Source organism: Kitasatospora sp. NPDC051853 (genome assembly GCF_044452665.1).
GTDB lineage: Bacteria > Actinomycetota > Actinomycetes > Streptomycetales > Streptomycetaceae > Kitasatospora.
In genome coordinates this window covers 233,926-257,940 of record NZ_JBITBY010000005.1, presented here as the reverse complement: position 1 = coordinate 257,940, position 24,015 = coordinate 233,926, and the positions used below count along the sequence as shown (strand labels likewise).

General features: G+C 73.3%; 21 protein-coding genes and 1 pseudogene. 10 read left to right on the top strand and 12 right to left on the bottom strand.

What is annotated here, in order from left to right; all coding sequences use genetic code 11:
• The 3 genes from ACIA8O_RS16495 to ACIA8O_RS16485 are packed head-to-tail and all read left to right on the top strand — an operon-like array spanning position 1 to position 2,773.
• Positions 1 to 810 carry an ABC transporter ATP-binding protein gene (locus ACIA8O_RS16495; RefSeq protein WP_396294516.1) on the top strand — a complete coding sequence of 270 codons (810 nt, stop codon included), beginning with the start codon at positions 1 to 3 and terminating at the stop codon, positions 808 to 810.
• A complete protein-coding gene (locus tag ACIA8O_RS16490) occupies positions 807 to 2,204 on the top strand; it encodes a hypothetical protein (protein WP_396294515.1) in 1,398 nt (465 codons plus the stop codon). The genes ACIA8O_RS16495 and ACIA8O_RS16490 overlap by 4 nt, the downstream gene beginning before the upstream one ends.
• The gene (locus ACIA8O_RS16485) at positions 2,201 to 2,773 is read left to right on the top strand and encodes a hypothetical protein (protein WP_396294514.1); all 573 of its coding nucleotides are present in this window, start codon (positions 2,201 to 2,203) and stop codon (positions 2,771 to 2,773) included. The genes ACIA8O_RS16490 and ACIA8O_RS16485 overlap by 4 nt, the downstream gene beginning before the upstream one ends.
• A 55-nt stretch (positions 2,774 to 2,828) precedes the next feature.
• On the opposite strand, the gene ACIA8O_RS16480 is transcribed toward ACIA8O_RS16485, so the two are convergent.
• The 4 genes from ACIA8O_RS16480 to ACIA8O_RS16465 all read right to left on the bottom strand — a co-directional run bounded on the left by ACIA8O_RS16480 (position 2,829) and on the right by ACIA8O_RS16465 (position 6,321).
• Positions 2,829 to 3,812 carry a tetratricopeptide repeat protein gene (locus ACIA8O_RS16480; RefSeq protein WP_396294512.1) on the bottom strand — a complete coding sequence of 328 codons (984 nt, stop codon included), beginning with the start codon at positions 3,810 to 3,812 and terminating at the stop codon, positions 2,829 to 2,831.
• Positions 3,813 to 3,930: 118 nt separating this feature from the next.
• A complete protein-coding gene (locus ACIA8O_RS16475) occupies positions 3,931 to 4,857 on the bottom strand; it encodes a hypothetical protein (RefSeq protein ID WP_396294511.1) in 927 nt (308 codons plus the stop codon).
• A 58-nt stretch (positions 4,858 to 4,915) separates the two neighbouring features.
• The gene (locus ACIA8O_RS16470) at positions 4,916 to 5,413 is read right to left on the bottom strand and encodes a YfbM family protein (protein ID WP_396294510.1); all 498 of its coding nucleotides are present in this window, start codon (positions 5,411 to 5,413) and stop codon (positions 4,916 to 4,918) included.
• A gap of 197 nt (positions 5,414 to 5,610) precedes the next feature.
• Complete coding sequence (locus ACIA8O_RS16465) at positions 5,611 to 6,321, bottom strand: hypothetical protein (protein ID WP_396294509.1); 711 nt, start codon at positions 6,319 to 6,321, stop codon at positions 5,611 to 5,613.
• 33 nt (positions 6,322 to 6,354) lie between these two features.
• On the opposite strand from ACIA8O_RS16465, the gene ACIA8O_RS16460 reads away from it, so the two are divergent.
• The 3 genes and pseudogenes from ACIA8O_RS16460 to ACIA8O_RS16450 all read left to right on the top strand — a co-directional run bounded on the left by ACIA8O_RS16460 (position 6,355) and on the right by ACIA8O_RS16450 (position 8,235).
• Positions 6,355 to 6,882: a hypothetical protein gene (locus tag ACIA8O_RS16460; RefSeq protein ID WP_396294508.1), complete on the top strand. Its 528-nt coding sequence runs from the start codon at positions 6,355 to 6,357 to the stop codon at positions 6,880 to 6,882.
• 192 nt (positions 6,883 to 7,074) lie between these two features.
• A pseudogene (locus ACIA8O_RS16455) lies at positions 7,075 to 7,197 on the top strand (IS5/IS1182 family transposase); the annotation flags it as partial.
• A 168-nt stretch (positions 7,198 to 7,365) separates the two neighbouring features.
• Entirely contained in the window at positions 7,366 to 8,235 is an 870-nt protein-coding gene (locus ACIA8O_RS16450; RefSeq protein ID WP_396294507.1) for a hypothetical protein, read from the top strand.
• A 35-nt stretch (positions 8,236 to 8,270) separates the two neighbouring features.
• Here ACIA8O_RS16450 and ACIA8O_RS16445 read toward each other — a convergent pair whose 3' ends face one another.
• Positions 8,271 to 9,146, bottom strand: a complete 876-nt coding sequence (locus ACIA8O_RS16445; RefSeq protein ID WP_396294506.1) for an alkaline phosphatase family protein — start codon at positions 9,144 to 9,146, stop codon at positions 8,271 to 8,273.
• Between the two features lie 48 nt (positions 9,147 to 9,194).
• Positions 9,195 to 11,384: an alpha-galactosidase gene (locus tag ACIA8O_RS16440; RefSeq protein ID WP_396294505.1), complete on the bottom strand. Its 2,190-nt coding sequence runs from the start codon at positions 11,382 to 11,384 to the stop codon at positions 9,195 to 9,197.
• A gap of 199 nt (positions 11,385 to 11,583) precedes the next feature.
• On the opposite strand from ACIA8O_RS16440, the gene ACIA8O_RS16435 reads away from it, so the two are divergent.
• From ACIA8O_RS16435 to ACIA8O_RS16425, 3 genes are all read left to right on the top strand, one after another.
• Positions 11,584 to 12,744, top strand: a complete 1,161-nt coding sequence (locus tag ACIA8O_RS16435; protein ID WP_396294504.1) for an ROK family protein — start codon at positions 11,584 to 11,586, stop codon at positions 12,742 to 12,744.
• A gap of 327 nt (positions 12,745 to 13,071) precedes the next feature.
• Complete coding sequence (locus ACIA8O_RS16430) at positions 13,072 to 15,045, top strand: glycoside hydrolase family 5 protein (protein WP_396294503.1); 1,974 nt, start codon at positions 13,072 to 13,074, stop codon at positions 15,043 to 15,045.
• 324 nt (positions 15,046 to 15,369) lie between these two features.
• The gene (locus ACIA8O_RS16425) at positions 15,370 to 15,732 is read left to right on the top strand and encodes a YrdB family protein (RefSeq protein ID WP_396294502.1); all 363 of its coding nucleotides are present in this window, start codon (positions 15,370 to 15,372) and stop codon (positions 15,730 to 15,732) included.
• 22 nt (positions 15,733 to 15,754) lie between these two features.
• On the opposite strand, the gene ACIA8O_RS16420 is transcribed toward ACIA8O_RS16425, so the two are convergent.
• A complete protein-coding gene (locus ACIA8O_RS16420; RefSeq protein WP_396294501.1) occupies positions 15,755 to 16,228 on the bottom strand; it encodes a hypothetical protein in 474 nt (157 codons plus the stop codon).
• Between the two features lie 46 nt (positions 16,229 to 16,274).
• A complete protein-coding gene (locus tag ACIA8O_RS16415) occupies positions 16,275 to 17,486 on the bottom strand; it encodes a hypothetical protein (RefSeq protein ID WP_396294500.1) in 1,212 nt (403 codons plus the stop codon).
• A gap of 392 nt (positions 17,487 to 17,878) precedes the next feature.
• Between ACIA8O_RS16415 and rho the strand changes: the two genes are divergently transcribed.
• The gene (gene rho, locus ACIA8O_RS16410) at positions 17,879 to 19,285 is read left to right on the top strand and encodes a transcription termination factor Rho (protein ID WP_396294499.1); all 1,407 of its coding nucleotides are present in this window, start codon (positions 17,879 to 17,881) and stop codon (positions 19,283 to 19,285) included.
• Positions 19,286 to 19,309: 24 nt separating this feature from the next.
• Here rho and ACIA8O_RS16405 read toward each other — a convergent pair whose 3' ends face one another.
• The 4 genes from ACIA8O_RS16405 to ACIA8O_RS16390 all read right to left on the bottom strand — a co-directional run bounded on the left by ACIA8O_RS16405 (position 19,310) and on the right by ACIA8O_RS16390 (position 24,009).
• Entirely contained in the window at positions 19,310 to 19,810 is a 501-nt protein-coding gene (locus ACIA8O_RS16405; RefSeq protein WP_396294498.1) for a hypothetical protein, read from the bottom strand.
• Between the two features lie 61 nt (positions 19,811 to 19,871).
• On the bottom strand, positions 19,872 to 21,056 hold the full coding sequence (locus tag ACIA8O_RS16400; protein ID WP_396294497.1) for a Gfo/Idh/MocA family protein: 1,185 nt from the start codon (positions 21,054 to 21,056) through the stop codon (positions 19,872 to 19,874).
• A 34-nt stretch (positions 21,057 to 21,090) separates the two neighbouring features.
• Positions 21,091 to 23,256 (bottom strand): family 20 glycosylhydrolase, encoded by a 2,166-nt coding sequence (locus ACIA8O_RS16395; protein ID WP_396294496.1) that lies wholly within the window; start codon positions 23,254 to 23,256, stop codon positions 21,091 to 21,093.
• 222 nt (positions 23,257 to 23,478) lie between these two features.
• A complete protein-coding gene (locus tag ACIA8O_RS16390; protein ID WP_396294495.1) occupies positions 23,479 to 24,009 on the bottom strand; it encodes a GNAT family N-acetyltransferase in 531 nt (176 codons plus the stop codon).
• Positions 24,010 to 24,015: the final 6 nt, after the last annotated feature.

The window sequence follows — 24,015 nt, the reverse complement described above, 5'->3', positions numbered from 1 at the left end:
ATGAAACCCCCGACGAGCGCGGCCGAGATCGCGCCGAAGACCTACGCCTGGGAGATCCGGGCCACCGGCCTCAGGGTCAGGGCCGGGCGCACGAAGATGGCCGTCGACGGCCTCGACCTCTCCCTCGGCACCGGCGCCCACGGCCTGCTCGGTCCCAACGGCGCCGGCAAGACCACCCTGATCCGAGCCCTCGCCACCGCGCTGCGCCCCGCCGGGGGCGAACTGGAGCTGCTCGGCAGCCCGGTCGGCGGGCGGACCGACCACCGGGCGCTGCGCCGCCGGATCGGCTACCTGCCGCAGGAGTTCGGCTACTACAAGCGCTTCACGGTGCGTGAGTTCGTCGAGTACATGGCCTGGTTGAAGGAGGTGCCGCCCGCCGAGATCCCCGGTGCCGCCCAGCGGGCCGTGGAACGGGTCGGCCTGGCGGACCGCGCCGACCACCGGATGAAGACCCTCTCCGGCGGCATGGTGCGCCGGGCGGGCATCGCCCAGGCGATCGTCAACGACCCGGACGTGCTGCTGCTGGACGAGCCGACGGCCGGGCTGGACCCGGCGCAGCGGCTGCGGTTCCGGGAACTGCTCCAGGAGTTGGGCCGGGAGTCCTGCGTGGTGGTCTCCACCCACTTGGTGGAGGACGTCGCGGCCGCCTGCTCGGACGTGGTGCTCTTCGCGGCCGGCCGCCTGGTGTTCCAGGGCACGCCGGACCAGCTGGCGGCGGCGGGTGGGCCCGACCATCCGGGGGACAGCCCCTTGGAGCGCGGCTACTCGGCCCTGCTCATTAACTCCGAGCAGCGCGGGGGTAGTTGGTGAACGGGCGGATGCTGCGGATCGAGCTGCGGCGGTCGGCCGCACCCTGGCCCGGCCTGCTGGTGCTGGCCGGGAGCCTGGCGGTCTTCTTCCTGATCGACGGGGTGTGGTGGCGGGGCACCGCCGGGTGGACGGCCCAGTGGACCTCGATGGCGATGTGGACCAGGTACCTGCTGGGCTTCTGGTGGCCGTTGGTGGTGGGCCTGGGTGCGCTCCACGGGCTGCGGGACTCCCGCTCCCGGATGACCGAACTGCTGGCCACCACGCCGCGAACTCCCTGGCAACGGGCGGCGGTTCCGGCCGGGGCGGTGGTGCTGTCCCTGGTCGCCTGCTTCGGAGTGCTGGTGCTGGTCGGCGCCGTCCAGGTGGCGGCGGGTGAGAGCCGGTACCCGACCTTCGGATGGGTGCCGATCTCGCTGGTGGCGGCACTGGCACTGGCGGCCGGCGCCGTGTTCGGGATGGGGGTCGCCCGGGCACTGCCCTCCGTGCTCACCCCGCCCGCCGTGACGGTGCTCGCCCTGCTGGCGGTGAACCTACTGCGGCACACCGGCGACCACGAGGTCCCGGAGGGCCTGGTGTCGAACCGGCTCGCCCTGCTCTCCCCGGCGGTCGTGGAGCCGAGGGAGATGCTCCTGACCCTCTCCGGCCCCGTCCACCTCGGCCAGGCGCTCTGGCTGCTCGGCCTGCTCGCCACGGGCTTCGCGCTGCTGGCCGCGGCCTCCCGCCGCGCCCGGCTGCTGGCGCTGGCACCGGTGGTGGCGGGGGCGTCGCTGGCGCTGGCCGTCCTCCCGGCACAGGCGCGGGACAGCTACGTGGTGGACCGGGTCGCGGCGGGTCCGGTCTGTGACGGCCCGGTCTGTGTGACCAGGGCGAACGGCGCCCGGCTGCCCGAGGTGGCCCGGCGCGGCCGGGAGGCGCTGGAGGTGCTGCGCGGGGTGCTCGGGGAACGGGCGCCGAGCGCGGTGACGGAGGACAACCGGCTGCGCGGGCTCGGCGAGCAGCGCGCCCTCTCGGCCGGGGTGGTGCTGGTCGACTTCGACGAGCGGCTGCTCGCCGGCGCCACCGGCCGCGAGCTGACCCGCGCCCTGGTCGGCCAGGGCCTGGCGCCGAACTGCCACGGCTACAACGACCGTGAGGGCGGCGGGACGGAGAACGTGGCCCTGCAGAGCGTCCTCGCCTCCTGGGCCCTCGGGGACACCCGCCTCGTCCCGCTGGAGCGGCCCGGCGCGGACGCCTACACGCGGCAGGTCTGGGACCGGGCGGAGGCGGGGCGGGCGAGGCTCGCGACGCTGCCCCCGGAGCAGCAGCGGGCGCTGGTCGCGGAGGTACGCGCCAACTCCCTCACCTGCGAACCCGGTTCGCCGCTGTCACTGCTGGCGGGGGAGGCGGGCTCGTGAACTGGCTCGCCCTGTACGCCCGTTCCCGTCAGGTGCCGCTCTCGGCCGCGCTGCTCTGCCTCCTCGCGGCGGCGGTGTCGGTGCTGTCGCGCGGGGGCGACGGCCCGCCGAACCTCCCGGTCGCCGCCCTGGTCCTCACCGCGTGCGTGGCAGCCGGCAGCGTCGGACTGGCGGGCCAGGACGCCGAGTTGGACCGCACCGCCGCCATCCGCTGGGCACCCCGCCGGGCGGCACACGTCCTGCTGATCGCCGCCGCCACCGCCGCCGCCCTGCTCACCGCCCGGGCGGCCGGCGCGGACCTCGCCCCGCCCTCCCTGGTGCTCCGCGACAGCGCCGGCCTGGCCGGCCTCGCCGCCCTCGGCGCGGTCCTCGGCGGCGCCGCCTACGCCTGGACCCTCCCCACCGCCTGGCTCGCCGTCACCCTCTGCACACCCGTCGCCCCCGGCACCACGGGCGAGGTCCTGAGCTGGCTGGTGCTCGACCCGGCCCCCACCGCCTCCGCCTGGACGGCCTGGACCCTCTTCACGGCCGGCACCCTCGTGTACGCCACGGCGGGCCCACGACGCTGACCTCACCCGGAGCCGCGACCGGGCCGCAACCGCGTCCGACCGCCGGAACCCGGCCTCAGCCGCTCCGGAAGCGGCGGACCTCGGCGATCAGCCCGGCGGGCAGCGCGGGGCCGGCACAGGCGTGGTCGATGAGGACGTCCCGGTACGGGGTCTTCGGTAGGTCCGGGGCCAGGGCGATGAGTTCGCGCAGGTCGTCGGGTGAACCCGTGGCCCGGGCGCTGTAGGCGGCCCGGGCCGCGCGGAGGGTGACCTCGGCCGGCTCGTGGGCGAGCCCCCGGAGCACGAGGTCGGCCGCGGCGGGGAAGTCGCCCTGCTCGGCGCGGAGATCGGCCAGGTCGAGGTGGAGCGACCAGTTGGTGGGGTCGAGGGTGAGGGCGCGTCCGAACGCCGCCGCGGCGCGCTCCGGGTCTCCGAGTCGGCGCCAGGTACCGGCCCGCACGACCTCCGTCAGCATGGTCCGCTCGACGGAGTCGGCGCGGTCGCACAGGTCGAGCGACGCGTCGGTGAGCCCGCAGGACCGGAGGAAGATCGCCATTCTGGCCATCGCCTCGGCCACCGGCTCACGGGCACAGACGGCGTCGATCGCGCCGAACCACGGACGGAGCTTGTCCCGGGTGCCGGGTGCGTCCAAGGCATGACCGTGGTCCGTCGTCCGCATCACGGCCTCGGCGAGTGCGTCGGCGCTCACCGTGCCCAGGAAGCGCGGGTCGGTGAACCACGGCGCATCCGCCCAGGCGATGGTGGGCTGCGCGCCCGTGACCGAGCCGAGTGACATCACAGCGTTGTCCATGTCCGCCTCGAGGAAGCTGACGTAGGAGTGGGCCAGCACCGTCCGCAGGGAGCCGCCGCCGCGGAGGAGTTCGGCCAGATCCGCACGCCGCTCCTCCCGGAGCTCGGCGAGCGCCGCGTACGCCTCGGGCGCCCCGGGGGCGGCGGCGATGGCGCCGGCCAGGTGGTGCACGGCCGCGGCCAGGTCCCCGCCGCAGTGGGCCAGTACCCGCGCGAGCCCGATTCCGGCCGTGGCCGCTCGATTCGACATGGTCGCAGGATAGTGGCGGGCGCTGTCGGGCACCGTGGCAGGTCAGCCGGCAGGTGTGGGCGCGGGAGTGGGCCCGGTGGGCTGGAGGATTGACGACCGGTCAGGCCGGTCAGGCCGGTCAAGGGGGCCAGGGGCGGCCGGCGGTGGCTCGGGTGGCGAGTTCGGTCCAGCGCGGGGTGCCGCCGGGGAGGGGCCAGGACCAGGTGGGGCGTTCGGCGGTGTCGAGGGTGTGGAGGCGGCGGGCGAGTTCGGCTCCGGCCGGGGTGGCGCCGTCGGGGACGGCGGGGCCGTGGAGGGTGCGGAGGTTGGCGAAGCGGGTGAGGGTGTCCTGGTAGGCGGTGACGGCTTCCTCGGTGCGGGCGGCTCGGTCGTCGGGCGGGGTGGTGCGGTGGAGTTGGAGCAGCGGGGGCTCGACGGACTCGGCGACGGCGGCGGCCAGGCGGGCGTGGCCGTCGAGGACGAGGTGGCTGTCCAGGCCGCTGACCCACCAGAGGAGGACGGGCGGGAGGGTCCCCTCGCGGGCCTGCTTGCGGTAGGCCTTGACCCGGCTGTCGTCGGCGCCGGGCATCGGGCGGAGCGGGACGACCTCCCAGGAGCCCGAGTGGGCGTACCAGTCCAGGTAACCGTCCGGGTGGCCCTCGGCGAGCAGGTCGGACCAGTACTCGCGGTGGGAGAGGACGGCGGGACGCCGGCGCGGGAGCGGGCAGTCGGGGGTGAGCAGCCAGCGGCCGTCGTGCAGCGGGCTCTCCGACGGGTCGGCGAGGTGGTGCGCGAAGCGGTGGGCCCAGCGCGCGGGGTCGCCGGCCACGGCGCGGGCGGTGTCGGCGCGCAGGGGTGGCAGGACGGAGCGGTAGGCGTCGGTGCGCCAGAAGTCGACGCCTTCGAGTCCCTCGACGGCGGCGAACAGGACGGGGCGGGAGGCCTGGGTGAGGAGGATCCGGGAGTCGGCGCTGAAGACGCACAGCCCCGGGGCCGGGCGGTCCCGCACGTCGAGGGACAGCCCGGCCCAGGTGCCGTCGGCGTCGGTGAAGTCGGTGCGCTGCACCCGGTGAGGGTAGTCGACCCTCCGTCAGCTTGCCGTTTGACGTCCCCGTTGTGGGAGGTCAGTCGAGCCAGATCACCATGGCGTGCTCGGCGGAGGCTGCGGCCTGGAAGAACTCGGTCAGAGGTACAAGCAGGTCGCGGGCCCATTCCAGGGAGGTCGGCGAGTCCCAGATCTGGGGATAGACCTCGGCTGCGGTGAGTTCGTTGTGGTCGACGCCGTGGATCAGATCGTCGTAGGTCATCCGGTTCAGGCTGTCGGCGGCCAGCCGCACCCGGTCAACGGTGAGGTACCGCGGCGGCTCGTAGCCCCAGTCGTCGGCCTCGGGGATGAGTTCCTCACCGAAGACGATGTCGACCGGGAAGTCCGACCGCTTGAGCAAGAACCCCAGCAGGTTCCAGGTCTGGTGCGTGGTGAAGTGCCGCGCATCGGCGGGTGCCGTCTCCTCGTCCTCCTGGTCCTGAACGTCGGAGGCGAAGTCCAGGGCCCACTCGGGGTCCTCCAGGGCTCGGGCCAACTCTCCAGGTGTGACGCGCAGGTACTCGCCGTTCATGCTCATGGGCGGCAGCATACGGAGCGGCTCCGACAAGAGTTTCGGCTGGTCAACCTGCCCGGCGTGGCTTGGTGCCGACCTTGTGCTGGGCCGGTCTGCGGTAGGACTCGCCGGTGGCCAGGAACAGGCCCACGTCGTAGTGGGGGCGGGTCCGTTGTCCTGGAAATCCTCGTGTGAGTGACCTGTGCTCGCCGGCGGACCCACTACCGCGGCAGGCAAGCATCCCCGAGCGTCGGCCTTCTCCGCTCGCCCTCGGGGGTGAAGGTCAACGATGCGCGGAACGGTCCGCCGCCGAAACGCACTGCGAGGAGCAACGGTTGCGCATGCTCGGGTGGCCACGGCTCGGCCCCCGGTTCGCTGCCGTTCCACAGGTGGAAGACCACCATCGGCTGCTGCGGATCCGCCGGAAGGTACCCGAGTGTCTTCCCGTACAGAGGGTTGTTCCCTCCGAACAGCACAGAGGGAGAGCCGAACTCCGCCGTCACGTCGGCCCAGGTGCGGTCAACCGCGGCCCATCCCCGGACTCGGCCCGTGAGGGCTTCGTACTCCTCACCAGTGAGAACCCGATCGGGCTTGAGCCAGCCGCGCCGGTGCGCGAACTCCCCGTACACCGAGGCGACTTCGTAGCAGTCGGCCTGCGTGGGGAAGACATCCTGGAAGGCCCCGCTGGGGCCGATGGGGGTCCAGAGCCCCTGCTCTTCCCAACCCTGCTTCAGCTGGTTCCACGCCTCGGGCTGGCGCTCGACGAACAGCACGTGGTCAATCAGGATCCGGAGAGCCACCTCGCCCCCGAACATCCCGGGTCGGCGCAGGGCGAGGTTGAGTTGATCAATGAGGTGATCGTAGATCTCTTCAACAGCGGCAAGCGGAGTAGGAAGCGTCACGCACACAGTCTTCCGCATGATGATCACCACGGATCACCTGCTCCGTGGTGATAGGAACTGGCAGTGACGTTCTACGAGGACATGAGTCCCTATTCGTACTGGAGTCGCGGGGATTCCTTCACCGACAAGACCACGGGCTACCGGTTCCTGACGTTCGAGCCTGCGTACGAGCGCCTGAACGTCGGCTGGCTGTCGGGCGATCAGCCGTGGATCGGTGGTCCTGTTCCGTCAGCGTTCCTGGAGAGCCTCACGGCGGTGCTCGACGTTCAGGCCGTCAACGAGATGATGGGCCTCCACGAGTGCGAGTTCTGCCCATCCCTGGACATGAGCTCCTACGAGCCGCTGCCAGGTCATCAGCGAAGCAGCGTGGGCACCGGCGAGATCCGCATCCCTTTCAAACCGGGAAGCGCCTTCGCCGCGCCAACGCTGATCGGCCACTACGTCATCGACCACGGGTACCGGCCGCCCACGCCGTTCATCGACGCGGTGCTCGCGTTCGATCCGGGTGACGCCTCGTCCGCCAGGTATCCGTGGGTCCACTTCCCATGGGTCCCGGAGGAAGCGGTCCTCTACGACGCCTCGGTGGAGTGACCGGTGCCCGACGGGCTCATGCAGCGGCCGTGACGGCCAGGTCGAGGCGCGACTGCTGTCGGGCGAGCCGACGGGTCATCAGGGTGATCGCGGCCCATTCGTCCCAAGGCGCCGGTTGTGTGCCCCGTCCGCCTCGAGCGCTGGTCCGCGTGCCCGGCCTGGCCGGGTAGTTCGTCATCGTGCCTGAACGTCGCCACCACCTTCGGCATCGACATGCACATCGTCCGCCGCGACCCCATTGCCAGGGGATTCGCTGTTCTCCCATGTCGATGGACGGTCGAGAGAACGCTTGGCCGACTCATGAACCACCGTCAACCTGGCGAATCGGGATTGAGCGACAGGATGGACGCCCTCTGAGCGCAGTGAACTCCCTTTGAAGGAAAGGTGTTTGGGAGGTGTTGGTTCCGGATATCGCAGGGGCATGTCCCTCCGTTCGGAGGGCGGACTCGTGGGGGGTTCGGTATGCGAAGAGGTGTGGCGACCGTGGCGTTGGCGCTCGCGATGGTCACGACCGGGTGCGCGGGGATCGAGGCGAATCCGGTGGTGCAGAAGGTGGCGCAGAGTCCTGTGACGCCGGTCGTGCTGCAGATCGTGAAGGGCGCGTTGGTGAAGCTGGCCACCCAGCAGGGGGCGCAGAACCCGCCGGTGGGGGTGGTCGCGTTGGCCGGGGTGTGGGGCGTGGACCAGCTCGAGAAGAAGGTGGCGGAGATCCGCAAGGCGTCGCAGGGGAAGAAGGAGGAGGAGAGCGCCACCCTGCTGTTGGTCAATCAGGTCATCGACGGGGTGCAGCGGACCAGCGTCTTCAGGATCACCACGAATCGCAAGATCGTCGTTGCGATGAACGGCAAGTTCGTCCAGGAGATCGAGGAGCGGAAGATCACCATCACCGCCGAGCCGGGGACGGACTCGACGATCGTGGTCAGCGACGCCCAGGCGGGCCAGGTGCCGTTTATCACGGGCGCCGTCGCGTTGTCGCCGTCGAATCTGTTCACCAAGGACCACACGCGCGCCGACCTGGACGGAGGCCGGGACGAGGAGGTCGCGGACGGTGACAAGGCGGCGGACCTGCGGGTCGAGGGCGGTAAGTACGGTCTCACGGCCGTCAACGGGGCCAGGGCCGCACGGTGGACCTCCTCGGACGACCCCTCGCTCGCCGGGTGCGGTTCACTGCCCGGGGACTCCTGGGGGACCAGGCTCTACGAGGAGTTCCCGGGGGCCGGTGTGGCCAAGGACGTCTGGTGCGTGCAGACCGGGGACGGACGGTACGGGACGCTCGCCTGGAGCGGGACCGGCGCGATGCACATGCACGTCTGGAACTTCAGGTACGTGCTCTGGAAGAAGCCCGGGGAGTAGCACGACCTGGTGGCGCGGCGGTTCCTGAGGACGTCTCAGACCGCCTCTCGGGCGGGAACGGCGGCGGGGGTGGTGAAGGGCCGTCCGTCGAGGGACCAGTGCGGGTCGATCGGGATGCCCAGGGCGGTGTATGCGTGCGCGGCGACGTCCGCGTGGCGGAGTCCGGACGGGGCCGGGGCGCCGGGCGGGATGCCGGGGCCGCGGGCGGCGATCCAGGCGGTGGTCTCCAGGGCGGAGCGGCCGCCGTGGCCGCCCTCGTCGCGGTGGCCGTGGTCGGTGACGACGATGACGGTCCACTCCTCGGCGGCGTGGCCGGGGCGGCTGCGGAGGGCGTCGAGGAGGCTGCCGAGGTGGCGGTCGGCGGTCTCGATCGAGGCGCGGTACTCGGGGCCGCAGCCGAGGAAGTGCGCGGTCTCGTCCACCGCGCCCAAGTAGACGAAGGCGGCGTCGAGTTCGGCCGTCTCGGCGAGGGTGCGGGCGGCGTCGGCGGCCACCTCGCGGTCGCACTGCTCCCAGGCGGCGGGCGTGTCGGCGCTGGGCCCGATGTAGGTGAGACGGCTGGGGGCGAGGAAGAGCGGGCCGCCGTCGCGGGCCAGGAAGAGCGGGGTCCAGCCGCCGGCGGCCAGGGTGCGCAGGCCGTGGCCGACGGCGAGGCGGGTGGTGAAGTCGGGGAAGACGTCGAGCCGGTTGCCGTCGAGGCGGTTGCCCCAGACGCCGTGCTTGGCCACCGAGACGCCGGTGACGATGGTGGTCCAGCAGGGGCCGGACATGGTCGGGGTGGTGGCGTCGATCTCCACCCGGCCGAGGAAGCCGGCGGAGGCCACCTCGTCGAGGCGGGGGGTGTGCAGGTCGGGCAGCAGGTCGAGGCGGACGCCGTCGATGCCGACGACCAGGAGCTTGCGGGTGTTCATGTGCGGTCTTCCGGGTGGGAGTGTCGAGTTGGCTGAGGGCAGGGGTGTTCAGGAGGGGAGGCGGGTGAGCCGGGTCAGCCGGCTGGCGTGGTCGCCGTCGGGGAGGCGGAGGTCGAGGCCGTGCCGTCGCAGGGTCGAGCCGTGGTGCACCTGGCCGGTGTCCAGGTCACGGTAGCGGGCGTCGGGGGCCAGGGCGGGCAGGGGGAGGGGTGCGGGCCGGTGGCCGAAGCGGGCGTTCGGGCGCCAGGCCAGCAGGGCGTGATCACGGCCGTCCGGCGAGGTGTGGTGGACGGCGGAGAGGCCGCCGGGGCCGGTCAGGCGGTACTGGTGGCCGTGCTGGACCAGGGCGCGGATCTCCTTGTACTGCGTCACCAGCCCGGCGGCCTCGGCCAGTTCGGCGTCGGTCCAGCGGGTGAGGTCGCCGCCGAGGCCGAGGGCGCCGGCCATCGCGACGTGGAAGCGGAAGCGCAGCGGGGTGGTGCGGCCGGTGGTGACGTTCGGGCTGTCGGTGACCCAGGCGGCCATGGCCCGGGCGGGGAGCAGCTGGCTGAAGCCGTGCTGGATGGTGATCCGGTCGACCGGGTCGGTGTTGTCGGAGGTCCAGGCCTGGTCGGTGCGGGCCAGCACGGCGAGGTCGACCCGACCGCCACCACCCGCGCAGGCCTCGATCCGCAGGCCGGGGCGGTCGGCGCGCAGGCGGTCCATGATGCGGTGGACGGCGCGGGTGTGCTCGATCCAGAGCCGGTCGGGGTCGAGGGCGGGGGCGGGACCGGGGGTGCCGACCCGGCCGGCCTCGGTGAAGGGGCGGTTGGCGTCCCACTTGAACCAGTCGACGCCGTGCTCGGTGACCAGCCCGTCCAGGGTGCGGTGGACCCAGGCCTCGACCTCGGGGCGGGAGAGGTCGAGGACGAGCTGGTGGCGGAGTTCGGTGGCCTCGCGGGTGGGGGAGTGGAGCACCCAGTCGGGGTGGGCGCGGTAGAGGTCGCTGTCGGTGTTGACCATCTCCGGCTCGACCCAGAGGCCGAACTCCATGCCGAGGCCGCGGACGTGGTCGGAGAGCGGGCGCAGGCCGTGGGGGAAGGCGGCGGGGCGGGGCGTCCAGTCGCCGAGGCCGGAGCGGTCGTCGGTGCGGGAGCCGAACCAGCCGTCGTCCAGGACGAACAGCTCGGCACCGAGCCGGGCGGCGAGCTCGGCCAGCCGGAACTGGCCCTTCTCCTCGACCTCGAAGCCGGTCGCCTCCCAGGAGTTGTAGAGGACGGGGAGGTCGCGGTCGGGGGTGGGAAGGACGTGGGCGCGGACGTGGGCGTGCCAGGCGCGGCTGGCACCGCCGAAGCCGCCGGTGGAGTGGAGGCCGGCGAAGACGGGGGAGTGCAGGGTCTCACCGGGGCGCAGGGTCCAGCTCAGGCCCTCGTGGCCGAAGCCGCCGGTCCAGGTGGTGCGGCCGACCGGGTCGCGGTGCACGGTGATCCGCCAACTCCCGCTCCAGGCCAGGGCGGTGCTCCAGACCTCGCCGTACTCCTCGGTGGCGGTGCCGTCGTCGAGGGCCAGCCAGGGGGCGGCGTGGTGGCCGGTGAGGCCGCGGCGGCTGGTGAGGACGGTCTCGGCGACGGGGAGGCGGTCGCGTTGGAGCTGGAACTCGCTGTTCCAGCCGCCGACCAGGTGGCTGAGGCGGTAGTCGGCGAGCGGGGGCGCGGTCCAGGAGGCGGAGTCGAGGCGGGTGACGGTGATGGGGCCGGTGGCGGCGGAGGCGGAGGCGGAAGCGGGGGCGGTGTCGGCGGGGGAGGTGTCCACCGGGGCGGGGGTGCCGGTGTGGGTGAGCTCGGTCCAGCGTTCGATGACGTCGCTGCCGGGGCGGACGCGGTAGCAGAGCTCGGCGGCCAGCGGGTAGTGACGGTCGGTCAGGCGCAGGCGGAGCTCGTCGTCGGTGAGGGTGTGGCCGGCGAAGTGCCACTGGGCGCCCTGGACACCGTCGGCGAAGCGGACCTGGAGGCCGGCCGGGCCGAAGCGGGCGCCGGTCTGCGGGGCGAGTTCGTCGGCGGCCGCGTCGGCCTCGAAGCTGCTGTCCGCGGGGGAGACCGGGAGCGGCAGGTCGGCGGAGAAGCCCTCCGCGGGGCCCCAGTAGAGGTGGCGCGGGCTGCCGTCGGTGCCGATCCGGACGGCGTAGCGGGTGGTGGGGGTGGTGAGGACGGCGAGGCCGGCGGCGGGGTCGAAGGAGACGGCGGACGGCGGCGCAGGCACGGTGGTTCTCCCCGAGGGCGGCGGTGGGCGCGGTGCCCCGAGCGTAGGGAGGAGCCGAGAGGGAATCAATACATGAAGAAGTTATTTATTTGCCTGAGTTGATGATGCGTCAACTATCGCAAGCACCGGGGAAGGTAGGGGCGGGGTGGCCTGAAATCAATACTGGACGAAGTTATTTATTCGTCGCTACATTGCTCCCGTGTTCCCCACCCACACCCAGCCGTTGGTCACCGCGCCGGCCGAAACCGCCATCCTCGCCCTGCTGTTGGCCGAAGGGCCGCTCAGCCGGGTCGAGCTGGCCCGTCGCGTCGGGCTGTCGGGAACCGCGATCACCAAGGCGGCCCGGCCCCTGATCGACGACGGCTACCTGCACGAACTCCCCCCGGAGCGCACCGCCCCCGGGGCCGGCCGCCCGGTCAACCCGCTCGCCGTCACCGTCGACCGGGAGTTCTTCCTCGGCGTCAAGGTCAGCGCCGACGCGCTCTACGCCGTGGTCTGCGACCTGCGGGCCGGCGTCCGGGCCACCACCGGCCGCCGCCTCGGCGCGGACCGCAGCCCGGCCGCCGTCTGCGCGCTGATCTGCGACTCCGTCGAGCTGCTGCTCAGCCGCGACCCCGGCCTCCGCAAGCGCATCCGCCACCTCGGCATCGCGGTCTCCGGCGACGTGGACCGACCCGCCGGCCGGGTCCGCTACTCCGTGCTGCCGGGCTGGCAGGACGTCCCGCTCGCCGACCTGGTGGCGGAACGGACCGGCTTCAACGTCATCGTGGAGAACGACGTCAAGGCGATCACCTCCGCCGAGCACTGGTTCGGCGAGGGCATCGGCACCGAGCACTTCGCGCTGGTCACCATCGGCGCGGGCATCGGTTCCGGACTGGTCGTCAACGGCCGCCTGATCGCCGGGGCCTACGGCGTGGCCGGGGAGGTGGGCCACATCAGCATCGACCCGAACGGCCCGCGCTGCCACTGCGGCCAGACCGGCTGCGTGGAGGCGGCCGCCTCCAGCAGCGCGATCCTGGCCCGGGTCCGCCACGCCACCGGCCTCGCGGAGCTGGACTTCGACGGCGCCGTCGACCTCGCGCGCGGCGGCGACCCCGCCGCCCGCGAGGCCTTCGCCCGCGCCGGACGGGCGATCGGCACCGGCATCGCCACCCTGGTCAACCTGTTCGGCCCCGAGCGCGTCGTGGTCACCGGCGAGGGCCTCGACGCCTACGACCTGCTCGGCGCCCACATCAAGGAGGCCTACGCCGCGCACACCTTCAAGGCCGCGGCGAACTGCCCCCTGACCCTGCGTCCGCTCCCCTGGGAGGACTGGGCGCGCGGAGCCGCCGTCCTGGGCATCCAGGCGCTGTTCCCGTAAGCGGAACCACCCGCACCACCTGCACCATCCGCACCACCGGCCCGCCCGCGCGGCGGAGCCGACGCACCGCCACGCCCCTCACCGATGCACCCCGTACCCCCACCCTCAAGGATGCGAGATGAGTGCACACGGAGCGCAGCCCGGCCGACGGGGTCTCCTTCCTGACCTCCCGGACCGTCGACCTGCCCGGCCGCCGGTGGTGATGTTCCCCATCGTGTCCGGTGGTCCCGAGGGCTGAGGCCCTCCCCGTTCTCCCGGGGCCGCGCGTGGGCGGCGGTCCCCGGGGCAGCACCACTCCAACTCACCCCACCCTCCTGGAGATTCGCCATGCGATCCACCAGAACCCTCCGCGGCGCACGCGGCCTGCCGGCCGCGCTCGCCACCGCCTCCCTGCTGCTGGTCACCGTCCCGGGCGCGGCCTCGGCAGCCGTCCCGGCGGCCGCCCCGGCAGCGGCCCCGGCGACGGCCCCCGCCGTGCTGACGGGGCCCCAGCTCGCCGCCTCCTGGACCGGCCCGCTGAGCACCCGGGGCCGGTACGTGGTCGACGCCGGGGGCAACCGCTTCAAGCTCAAGTCGGGCAACTGGGCCGGGGCCCAGGGCACGTACGAGGGCAGCGGCGACGTCAACGACGTGACCAACCACCAGGCCGACCAGAAGTCGGACAACATCCCGCTCGGCCTGGACCGCACCCCGATCAGCCGGATCCTGGCCGACTTCCACGAGCTCGGCATCAACAGCATCCGGCTGCCGTTCGCCAACGCGATGCTCCACGACTCCGTCCCCGTCCCGGACGCGGCGGTCGCCGCCAACCCCGAACTCCGGGGCCGCACACCGCTCCAGGTGTACGACGCGGTGGTCGCCGCGCTCACCGCGGACGGGTTCGCGGTGGTCCTCAACAACCACACCACCAGCTACCGGTTCTGCTGCGGCCTGGACGGCAGCGAGCGCTGGAACAGCGGCCAGTCCACCCAGCAGTGGATCGACGACTGGGTGTTCCTGGTCGACCGGTACAAGAACGACAAGCGGGTGGTCGGCGCCGACCTGCGCAACGAGGTCCGCCGCGACACCTGGGACGACCCCAACTGGGGCTGGGGCAACGACCACGACCTCTACAAGGCGCTGGAGGAGGCGGGCAACCGGATCCTCCAGACGGCCCCGGACATGCTGATCGTGATGGAGGGCATCAACTGGCAGGGCATCCCGCAGGGGATGTTCAGCCACGGCCGCCCGACCCTCACCCCGGTCCGCACCCTCTCCAACACCCTGATCGACTCCGGGAAGCTGGTCTACTCCGCGCACTTCTACGGCTTCACCGGCCCCAACCACACCGGAGCGACCGGCGGTTGGCAGAACGGCGAGACCAACGACCCCCGGTACCGCGACCTCACGCCCGAGCAGCTGGTCCAGGTGGTCAACGACCAGGCGCTGTTCGTCACCACGGCCGGCCAGCACTTCACCGCCCCGGTCTGGATCAGCGAGTTCGGTGCCGGCAGCCGCTCCACCGACCCCAAGGACCGGGCCTGGTGGCGCAACTTCACCGACATCCTGGTCCGCAACGACACCGACTTCGCCCAGTGGCCGCTGGTCGGCTGGACCAGGCCGAACGGCGAGGTCAACGACGACTGGGCGCTGGTCAACTACGACGCCACCGGCCGCCGCACCACCACCGTCAACGACCCCGCCGACTGGCGCGGTGCCGACTGGAACAAGCTGGTCAACGCCCCGGGCCGGACCGGCGCCGTCCCCCAGGTCGACCACTGGAACATGCTCAACCTGGACTTCGGCGACCAGAACCGCTCCCGGACCATGCTCGCCCGCGGCGACTGGAGCAGCGGCAACCGCAAGGGCACCTGCCCCGACGGCCGCCGCCTGACCGGGCTGGGCCGCAGCGACTCCCGGGGCCTGTGCACGGACGCCGGGCAGCCCGGCACCGCGGCCGGGGCCGGGTGGACCGTCGTCACCGACGAACGGTTCGTCAACCACGGTGACTGGGCCTCCGGTTACAACAAGCTCCAGTGCCCCGACAACACCTTCGCCACCGGGTACGCCGTCAACGGCAACGCGATGGCCGCCCTGCTCTGCGCCCCCGCCTCGCGGGCACTGCCGCTCAACGGCCGCAACGTCTGGTTCGACCGCGGCGACAACCGGCCCGCCACCGGCGGTTCCACCGGCAGCGACTGGGCGCCCGGCTACTACAAGGGCCAGTGCGGCGACGGCGAGTACCTGGCCGGGGTCGGCTACACCTGGCGCTGGAGCCACGGCGGGGTGCCCGACGTGCTGCTCTGCCGTCCGCTGAGCTGACGTTCCGGGCAGCGATCCGGCCGAGGATGAACGGGCATGCCTCCGGAGGTCGCCGCAGACGGCTTCCGGGGGCACGCCTGCTGGGATGTGACACAGTCGGGACCCCGTCCTCGGAACCTCCGGCGGGGGAGCGGGGGCGGGGTCTTCGGCGGGCCGGGGGCACCGGCGGGTGTGGTGGCGGCGGGTGGAGTCGCCGGAAAGTGGACCCGGTGTGAAAGTCGGGGACGGCAGGGCGCCGAAGTGCTTCCATGGGCCCGCACACCCGCACACCCGCACACCCGCACACCTGCGCTCCCGCACGCGATCCGATCCGAAGGGCCCCCGATGAAGCTTCCCGTTCCGCTCCGCCTGGTGAACGAGACCCTGGCCTTCCTGCTGGAGCTGGCCGCCCTCGTGCTGCTGGGCTGGTGGGGATGGCACGTGGCGCCGAACGCGGTGGTCGGGGTGCTCGCGGCCGTCCTGCTGCCCGGTGCGGCGGCGGTGCTGTGGGGGCTGTTCGCCGCTCCGAAGGCCCGGATAGCCCTGCCGGTGGCGGGGGTGCTGGCCGTCAAGGCCGTGGTGTTCGGCGCTGCCGCGGCGGCGTACTACGCGGTGGGTTCGGCGCGGTGCGCCACCGCCTTCGCGGTACTGGTGGTCGCCAACACGGCGCTCGCCACCCTGGACCGCCGGGCGCGGGTGGCCTCCTGACGCCGGGTCGGCCGCCGCTCCGTCAGGAGAGGTGCTCGCGGGCCTCGGTGAGGGCCGCCTCGAATCCGGCCGCCACCTCGACGGGGTCGGTGCCCTGGGCCTCGACCTCGAAGCGGCCGCCGGGCTGCCGCTCCACCCGGTAGCGGCAGGGCTGGGTGGTGTAGGCGCCCGGCTCGAACTCCCAGCGCAGGGCCTGCGTGGTCCGCTCGCCCTTGAGCGAACCGTCCGGCTCGACGGTGGCCCGGCGGGAGTGGACCGTCCGGCAGTCCGGGACGCGATCCCAGACCGGGCCGGGATCCGTCCAGCGGTCGACCTGTTGCACGACGCGGGCGTACGCGCGGGCCGGGGCGCCCTCGCCGACCTGGCTGTTCCAGAGGGCGGTGATCTCGTCGGCGATGGCGCGGTCGGCCACCGGGACGGTCCGGGCGCCCACGCGCACGACGTGGACGGGGCCCGGGGCGGCGGCGGAGGGGGTGTCGGCGGGAGTGTCGGTCACACCACCGATCTTCCTCCGAGGGGGTGCCCGGTGGCCGCCCGGGGCGTCAGTCCTGCCAGTGGAAGAGCAGCGTGCCGAGGGCGAGCGGCCCGCGCGCCCCGAAGTAGTAGACGTGCAGGCCGGTGACCATGATCGAGGCGGTCTCCCGGTCGATCCACCGCAGCCCCGCCGCCTCCAGCGGCGGGCGGGCCGCGCAGTCGTCGTCCTCGCCGGTGACGAACCGGCCGAGGGTGCTGACCAGCACCTGGTCCTGCCCCTTTCCGTACCGGATCACGTGGTAGGTGCCGTCGCCCTGCTGGTTGTCCTCGCCGCAGTGCACCGGCGCCCCCGGCGCCAGCCCGGCGGCGTCGAGGGCGGCCACCGCCCGGGCCAACTGGCCCTCCTGGTCCACCGGTTCGGGCGCGGGTGCGCACAGGGCCTCCACCCGCCACCGCGGATCGGTGGCCACCTGGCACCACGGGACGTGCTCGTGCGCCACGGCCCGCCGCAGCTCCTCGTCCAGCCCCGGAACCTCCACCCGAGGGCTCCCCAACTCCGCGTAACGGGACCGGAGTTCGTCCAGGTCGTCGGTCAGGCCGTACAGCGTGTACGCCGCCCAGAGCGCGGCCTCCGCGGTCGGTGCCGCGTCCGCGTAGGCGCGCAGCCGGTCCGGATCGGACTGCAGCCGGTGGGAGCGGAACGCCACCGAGTGGTCGGGGTCGCCCAGCGCGTCGGTCACGTCCCGGTCGGCCCGGTAGCGGGTGAGGATCGCGAAGTACCGGTCCTCCGGCCGCTCCTCGCCGAGCTCGGCCAGTACGGCCCCGGCCCCCACCCGTTCGACCAGTCCGGCCAGCCCCGCCTCGCCGACGGCCTCGTGGTGCTGCCACGGCGAGAACGCCAAGGTCGCCAACTCCCGTGCCGCCGTCAGGTCGCCGAGCCGTCCGCGGGCCCCGAGCACCGCCTCGCGGAGACCGTACGCGCCGTCCTCGCGCCGGTCCTCGTGGCGCAGCCACGGCAGCAGTTCGGCACGGTCGCCGAGCAGGTCGAGCAGGGCGATCCGCACCTCGACGGACTCCTGCGGATCCCGGACCAGGGCCAGCAGATCCGGCACCCGGCGCTCCGGCACCCGGCCGGCCAGGGCCGCGGCGCAGGCCTTCCGCCGCCACCACGCGTGGCGCCTCCCGGCCACGTACCGGCCCAGCTCCTCCGGGTCCCGCGCCCGCAGGCCGTCCTCGTCGGCGCGGCCCACGTCCGGCAGCAGGGCATCGATCGTCCGCATCCGCCGATGCTACGGCCCTGACCAGCCGTCAGGTCGCGCGGGGGCGCCGGGAGCGGGCGGGGCCGGGGCGGGGCCGGGGCGGCGCGTTCCGGGAAATCCTTGGCGATCGGCATCCGGAGGGGTTACAGTGCCCACAGGTGGACCTCCGACGCCGCTGCTTCCGAGCGCGGGTACCGGATCCACCGTTCACCGCGTCAGCGGGCCCGATCGGCCGCGACGCCACCCGGCTCCTTCCACGGAGCCGCAGCACACGGCACCAATGCCGGAACCCGCCCGATGCTCCGCGACCCCTCGCGGCCGGGCTGCCCGTCCCTGCCCCGCCCACGGCCGTCGAGCCGTCGCGGGCCGCCGGGGCGTGCCACCACCACGACGCCCGCTCCAGAGGAGTACCCATGACCACCGCCACCGCCACCATGACCGAACCGAGCACCACCGCGCCCCTGGACGGCCTGCTGAAGGCCGACCTCCACCAACTCGCCACCGCCCTCGGCATCCCGGCCAACGCCAAGCTGCGCAAGAGCGAACTGGTCGAGGCGATCACCGCCAAGCGCTCCGCCGCCGTGCGGCCCGCCCCGCCTGTCGCCCGGGTGCCTGCACAGCCGCCCGAGCCCGACCGGGACGGTCTGCTCCCGGCCGCCGGCGTGCTGGACCTCCGCGACGGCAAGGCCTTCCTGCGCACCTCCGGCTACCTGCCCGGCCCCACCGACCTGCACGTCTCGCCCGGCCAGGTGCGGGCCCTCGGCCTGCGCAGCGGCGACGTCCTGACCGGCGCCACCCAGCCGCCCACCGGCTCCAACCGCCGACCGGCCGGGGGTGACCGCGCAGGGGGCGACCGCGCCGTGGGTGACCGCCGGCCGCTGCTGGCCCGGATCGACACGGTCAACGGCCGCAGCACCGACGACGGACCCCAGCAGCGCCCCGCCTTCCACGAGTTGACGCCGCTGTACCCGCAGGAGCAGCTGCGACTGGAGACCGGACCGCGCGAACTCACCGGCCGCGTCGTCGACCTGGTCGCCCCGATCGGCAAGGGCCAGCGCGGCCTGATCGTCGCGCCGCCGAAGGCCGGCAAGACCATGGTCCTGCAGTCCGTCGCGGCGGCCGTCGCCCGCAACCACCCCGAGGCGCACCTGATGGTCGTCCTGGTCGACGAGCGCCCCGAGGAGGTCACCGAGATGCGGCGCACCGTCCGCGGCGAGGTCATCGCCTCCACCTTCGACCGGCCCGCCCGCGAGCACATCGCCCTCGCCGAGCTCGCCGTCGAGCGCGCCAAGCGGCTGGTCGAACTCGGCCACGACGTCGTGGTGCTGCTCGACTCCATCACCCGGCTGGCCCGCGCCCACAACACCGCCGCCCCCGCCAACGGCCGCACCCTGAGCGGCGGTCTGGACGCCGGCGCCCTCCAGCAGCCGAAGAAGCTCTTCGGCGCGGCCCGCAACACCGAGAACGGCGGCTCCCTCACCATCCTGGCCACCGCCCTGGTCGACACCGGCTCCCGGCTGGACGACCTGGTCTTCGAGGAGTTCAAGAGCACCGGCAACATGGAGCTGCGCCTGGACCGCCGCCTCGCCGACAAGCGCCTCTTCCCCGCCGTCGACGTCCGCGCCTCCGGCACCCGCCGCGAGGAGCTCCTCCTCGGCCCGGCCCGCACCACCGCGGCCTGGACCCTGCGCCGCGTCCTCAACGCCCAGGACCCCCAGCAGGCCACCGAACTCCTCCTGGACCGCCTCAAGCGCACCACCACCAACGACGACTTCCTCCGCCAGGTGGCCACCACCGCCCCGGCGCACCAAGCATCTTGACCGCCGGGCCAGCCCGCGCCGCGCTCACGACCGGTTCCAGGGACGTGTGGTGAGCGGACTGTCCTCGGCCGCTGCCAGGGCGACGGCGGCGGCTCGCAGCGCGTCCTCCCAGGCGCGGAACGCCTCGGGCCGGTCGGTCTCCAGGGCGTCGAGGTGGTCCTCCTCGACAGCAGCCCTGGCGAACCGCACCTCCAGCTCGGTCCCGGTGTCCGCGACGCCGTACCAGAGGGTGGCGGCAACGTCCTTGGGGTCGATGTCCCCGGCGGCCAGCCGGGCCGCGAGGTGGTGCAGCAGGCACCGTTCGGCCGTTTCGCCGTCCGGGACCGGGACGCGGAGTTCGGCCAGGGCCTCCTGGAGCAGGCCCTCCAGTTCGGCGGTGTCCTCGTGGCGGCTCCGTCCGGCCAGGTCCCGCAGGGCCGGGGAGTCGGGGCCCTCGGCCAGCAGTCCGGCGGCGGCCGTCGGCAGCCCCTCGGGAAAGACGAGACCGACGGAGTGCTGCCAGGCGAGGGTGAATACGGCGTCCATGACGGCATCCTGTCGTGCCCGGCCGCCCGGTGGCCAGCGGTTTCGTCCGCCTGAGGACGCGTCAGCTGCCGGCCGCCGGCTCCTGGCCGGTGTCGAAGTAGGCGGCCAGTGCCGGGTCCAACGGCGGGACGTCGTAGGGGCGGCCGCCGTCGCGGAGGGAGAGGGTGGCCGCGTGGCCGGCGGCGACGGCCATCCGGGCGGCGACGGGGGAGGTGTCGGTGGGGCCGCCGTCGCGGACGAAGCGGGCGAACTCCTGGATGATGGCGACGTCGCTGCCGCCGTGGGTGCCGTCGGTGTCGGGGACGCGGTGGGTGGCGTCGCCCTCGGGGCGGTGGCCGGTGGGGCCGGTGTTCCAGACGCGGACCAGGGAGCCGGGCTCGTCGCCGAAGTTCTCGAGGCGGCCCTCGGTGCCGATGACGGTGTAGTTGCGGTGGTAGTCGGGGGTGAAGTGGCACTGCTGGTAGGCGGCGATCACGCCGTTGTCGAGCCGCATGTTCATCACCGAGACGTCCTCGACGTCGACCACGTGGTTGAGGTCGCGGCGCTCGGTCGGCGGCCAGTCGAACTCCCGCAGCCAGCCCTCGGGCCGGGGCGTGCCGGGCGCGCGGCGCGGGAGGCCGCCGTACAGCATGAGGTCGCCGAAGGCGTTGACCCGCTCGCTCCAGCCGTCGGCCAGCCAGTGGACCACGTCGAGGTCGTGGGCGGCCTTCTGGAGCAACAGGCCGGTGGTGCGGGCCCGTTCGGCGTGCCAGTCCTTGAAGTAGTAGTCGCCGCCGTAGCCGACGAAGTGCCGGACCCAGACCGTCTTGGGTTCGCCGATGTCGCCGCGCACGATGAGCTCCCGCATCGTGCGGACCACCCCCATGTGCCGCATGTTGTGACCGACGTAGAGCCGGGTGCCGGTCTCGCGGGCGGTGCGCAGGATCGCGTCGCAGCCCTCCACCGTGATGTGCATGGGCTTCTCCAGGTACACCGCCTTCCCGGCCCGCAGGCAGTCCACGGCGACGGTCTCGTGGGTGTCGTCGGGCGTGACCACCAGGATCGCGTCCAGGTCGGTGCGGCCGAGGAGTTGGCGGTGGTCCTGGACGCAGTCGTCCACGCCGAGCCGTTCGGACCCGCGCTTCAGCGCCGCCGGGTCGGTGTCGCAGAGCGCGGCCACCACGGTGCCGTGGCCGGGCCGGTGGGCGGCGACGGCGAGGGAGAGCCGCAGGCCGAGCCCGATGACGCCGAGGCGCAGGTCTTCCACGGGAGGGTTCCTTTCAGGGAGTCGGCTCAGGGAGTCAGCTCAGGGTCCAAGTCTGCAAGGGGGAAGCGGAGTTGGGCTGCTGGGTGACGAGCGCGCCGTCGGCGGTGGAGGCGGTGGTGAGCAGGAGGCCGCTCTTGGCGGAGGCGATGGTGTGGCCGCCGCTGACGGAAGTGACGGTCCAGCGCTGGTTGGTGGTGCCGCCGCAGGTCCACTGGATGACGGCGGCGCCGGGGGAGGTGGAGCCGGCGTTGACGTCGGCGCAGAGCTGGGAGGCCTGGTTGACCAGGGTGTAGGTGCCGTCGGACTGGCGGGTGAACTTCCACTGCTGGTTGGTGCCGCCGTGGCCGGCCCAGGTGACCAGCTGGGTGCCGGGGGTGGTCGAACTGCCGGGCACGTCCAGGGACTTGCCGCCGGCGGTGAGGGTGTGGACGCCGTCCAGGGTGCCGGGGGTGGCGGGCCAGGTGAGGTCGGCGGCGGCGTGGTAGCCGATCCCGGCGTTGGTCCAGCGCGGGCCCTGGGCGGTGAGGCGGTCGCGGAAGGAGGCCCAGTCGTGGGTGGACTTGGGGGACCAGCCGATCTCGGCGATCGCGGGCAGGCGGGGGAAGGTCATGTACTCGGCGTAGACCGGGGGCGCCGGGAACTGGCTGGTGGAGGTCGGCAGGCTGGTGGAGCCGCGGTAGGCGCGGTCGGCCCAGAGGGCGGCCTCGACGCCGAGCACGTCGGCGGCCGCGACCACGGGGGAGCTGCCGTCGGTCTTGGCGGTGGCGGTGGTCGGGTCCCAGTCGTAGGCCTTCTGGGCGTTCACGTAGCCGGCCCAACTCAGGCCGTAGGGAACGGTGGAGTCGTACTTCATGTCGAGGTAGGCGTGGTCGCTGGGCGACATCACGAACTTGGCGCCCTGGGCGACGGCGTGGCGCAGCTGCTTGACGCCGGCGGACTCGTTCGCGGTGCCGACGCTGGCGCGGTCGCTCGCGTCGCCCCAGAACTGCATGACGCTGCCGGCCGGGAGGGTGGACTGCCCGAGCTGGTGCCAGCCCATCACGGTCTTGCCGCGGGCGGTGACGGCCCGGGTGGCGGCGTCGGCGTAGGCGTCGTACTCGGCGGTGGTGGCCTGCGGGGTCTCGTCGCCGCCGAGGTGGACGTACGGGCCGGGGGTGAGCTGGGCGACGGCGTCGACGACGGTGGTGAGGAAGGAGGAGACGTTGGCGATGTGCCGGGTGTCCTTGAGGCAGTACAGGCTGATGCCGACCTCGAAGCCCGAGTAGGGCGCCTTGGCCCGGTCGTCGCAGTTGAGGCCGGGTACGGAGGCGAGGGCGGCGGTGGTGTGGCCGGGGCCGTCGATCTCGGGGACGACGGTCATGAAGCGGGACTTCGCGTACGCCACGATGTCCTGGTACTGGGCGGTGGTGTAGTACCAGGAGGTGCCGCCGGTGAAACCGCTCTGGGTGGAGGCGCCGGTGGTGGTGAGGGCGGGGAGCGCGCCGACGGCGATGCGCCAGCCCTGGTCGTCCGTCAGGTGGAGGTGGAGCGTGTTGATCTTGTACGTCGCCGACTGGTCGATGTAGCGCTTGACGTCCTCGACGGAGAAGAAGCGGCGCGCCACGTCCAGCATCACGCCCCGGTAGGCGTAGCGCGGCGCGTCGGATATCTGGACGGGCGCGACGGTCCACGGGCCGGGGCGGAGGGTGGTGGACTCGACGGCGGCGGGCAGGAGTTGGCGCAGCGTCTGGACACCGCGGAAGAGCCCCTCGGCGGAGTGCGCGGTCACGGTGGCGCCGGTGGCGGAGGAGGAGAGGGTGTAGCCCTCCTGGCCGAGGGTGGCCGGGCCGGTGGGGTCGAGAACCAGGGCTCCGGAGGCCGGGGCGGTGGCGGCGGTGGAGACCGGGAGGGTGTAGCCGGTGGCGGGGGCCAGCAGGGCGGAGAGGTAACTGCCGACGCCGAGGGCGTCCGGGGCGGTGGAGACCACCGCGATCGGGGTCTGCGCGGTGAGGGTGAAGCCACTGCCGGCCACGGCGGTCTGGCTGACGGGCTGCGGCACCACCGGGGGGAGGGTGGCCGCGGCGGCGGCCTGCGGGGCGACGGCGAGGGAGAGGGCGGAGGGCAGCAGGGCGAGGCCGAGCAGGGCGGAGCCGAACCGCGCGGGGCGTCTGCGGTGAGGACGGCGGGGGTGACTGAGGGGGTGGCGGGCGGAGGCGCTCACGGGGGCTCCAAGGTCGGCCGGTTCGGGGAGGGCGCACCGTGCCGTCACGCGGAACGGGGGACGGAGGGGCGCCGCTGCGATCCACGGTGATCGATATTGCTCGGAACGGGGTCGTTCGTCGCGCGTGTGAGCAAAGATGGCGGAGGTGTCGAGCCGCCGTCAAGGGCCGGCCGCCGCGGGCCCGGGACGGGTCGGCGGCGGCCGGCAACGGTTGACGGTGCGTCAGGGCCTCAGCAGACCGCCCACCCACCAGTCGTGCGGCTCCCCGTCGTTGGCGATGCTCCGGTTGCGCAGCGTCCCCTCGACCGTGAAGCCGAGCCTCTCGGCGACGGCCCGCGAGCCGGTGTTCCCGACCATGGCCCACCACTCGATGCGGTGGACGTCGATCGTGGCCCAGCCCCAGTCGCACAGGGCCCGCGCCGCCTCCACCGAGTACCCGCGCCCGCGCTGCTCCTTGACCGCCCAGTAGCCGAGCTCCCAGACGCCGCGGCTGATCAGGGTCAGGCAGTACGAGCCGACCAGGGCGCCGGTGTCCTTGCGGAACGCACCGAGGGTGTAGTCCTTGTCCTCGGCCCACTGGGCGGGCAGGTCCTCCAGCACCAGCTTCTCGGCGTCCGCGCGCCGGTACGGCACCGGTACGGGGGTGTAGAACTGGATGTCCCGGTCCTGGCAGGCTTCGTGCACCGCGTCCACGTCGGCGGGGGCGAAGGCCCGCAGTACCAGGCGGTCGGTCTCAAGGGTCACTGGATCCATCGCGGC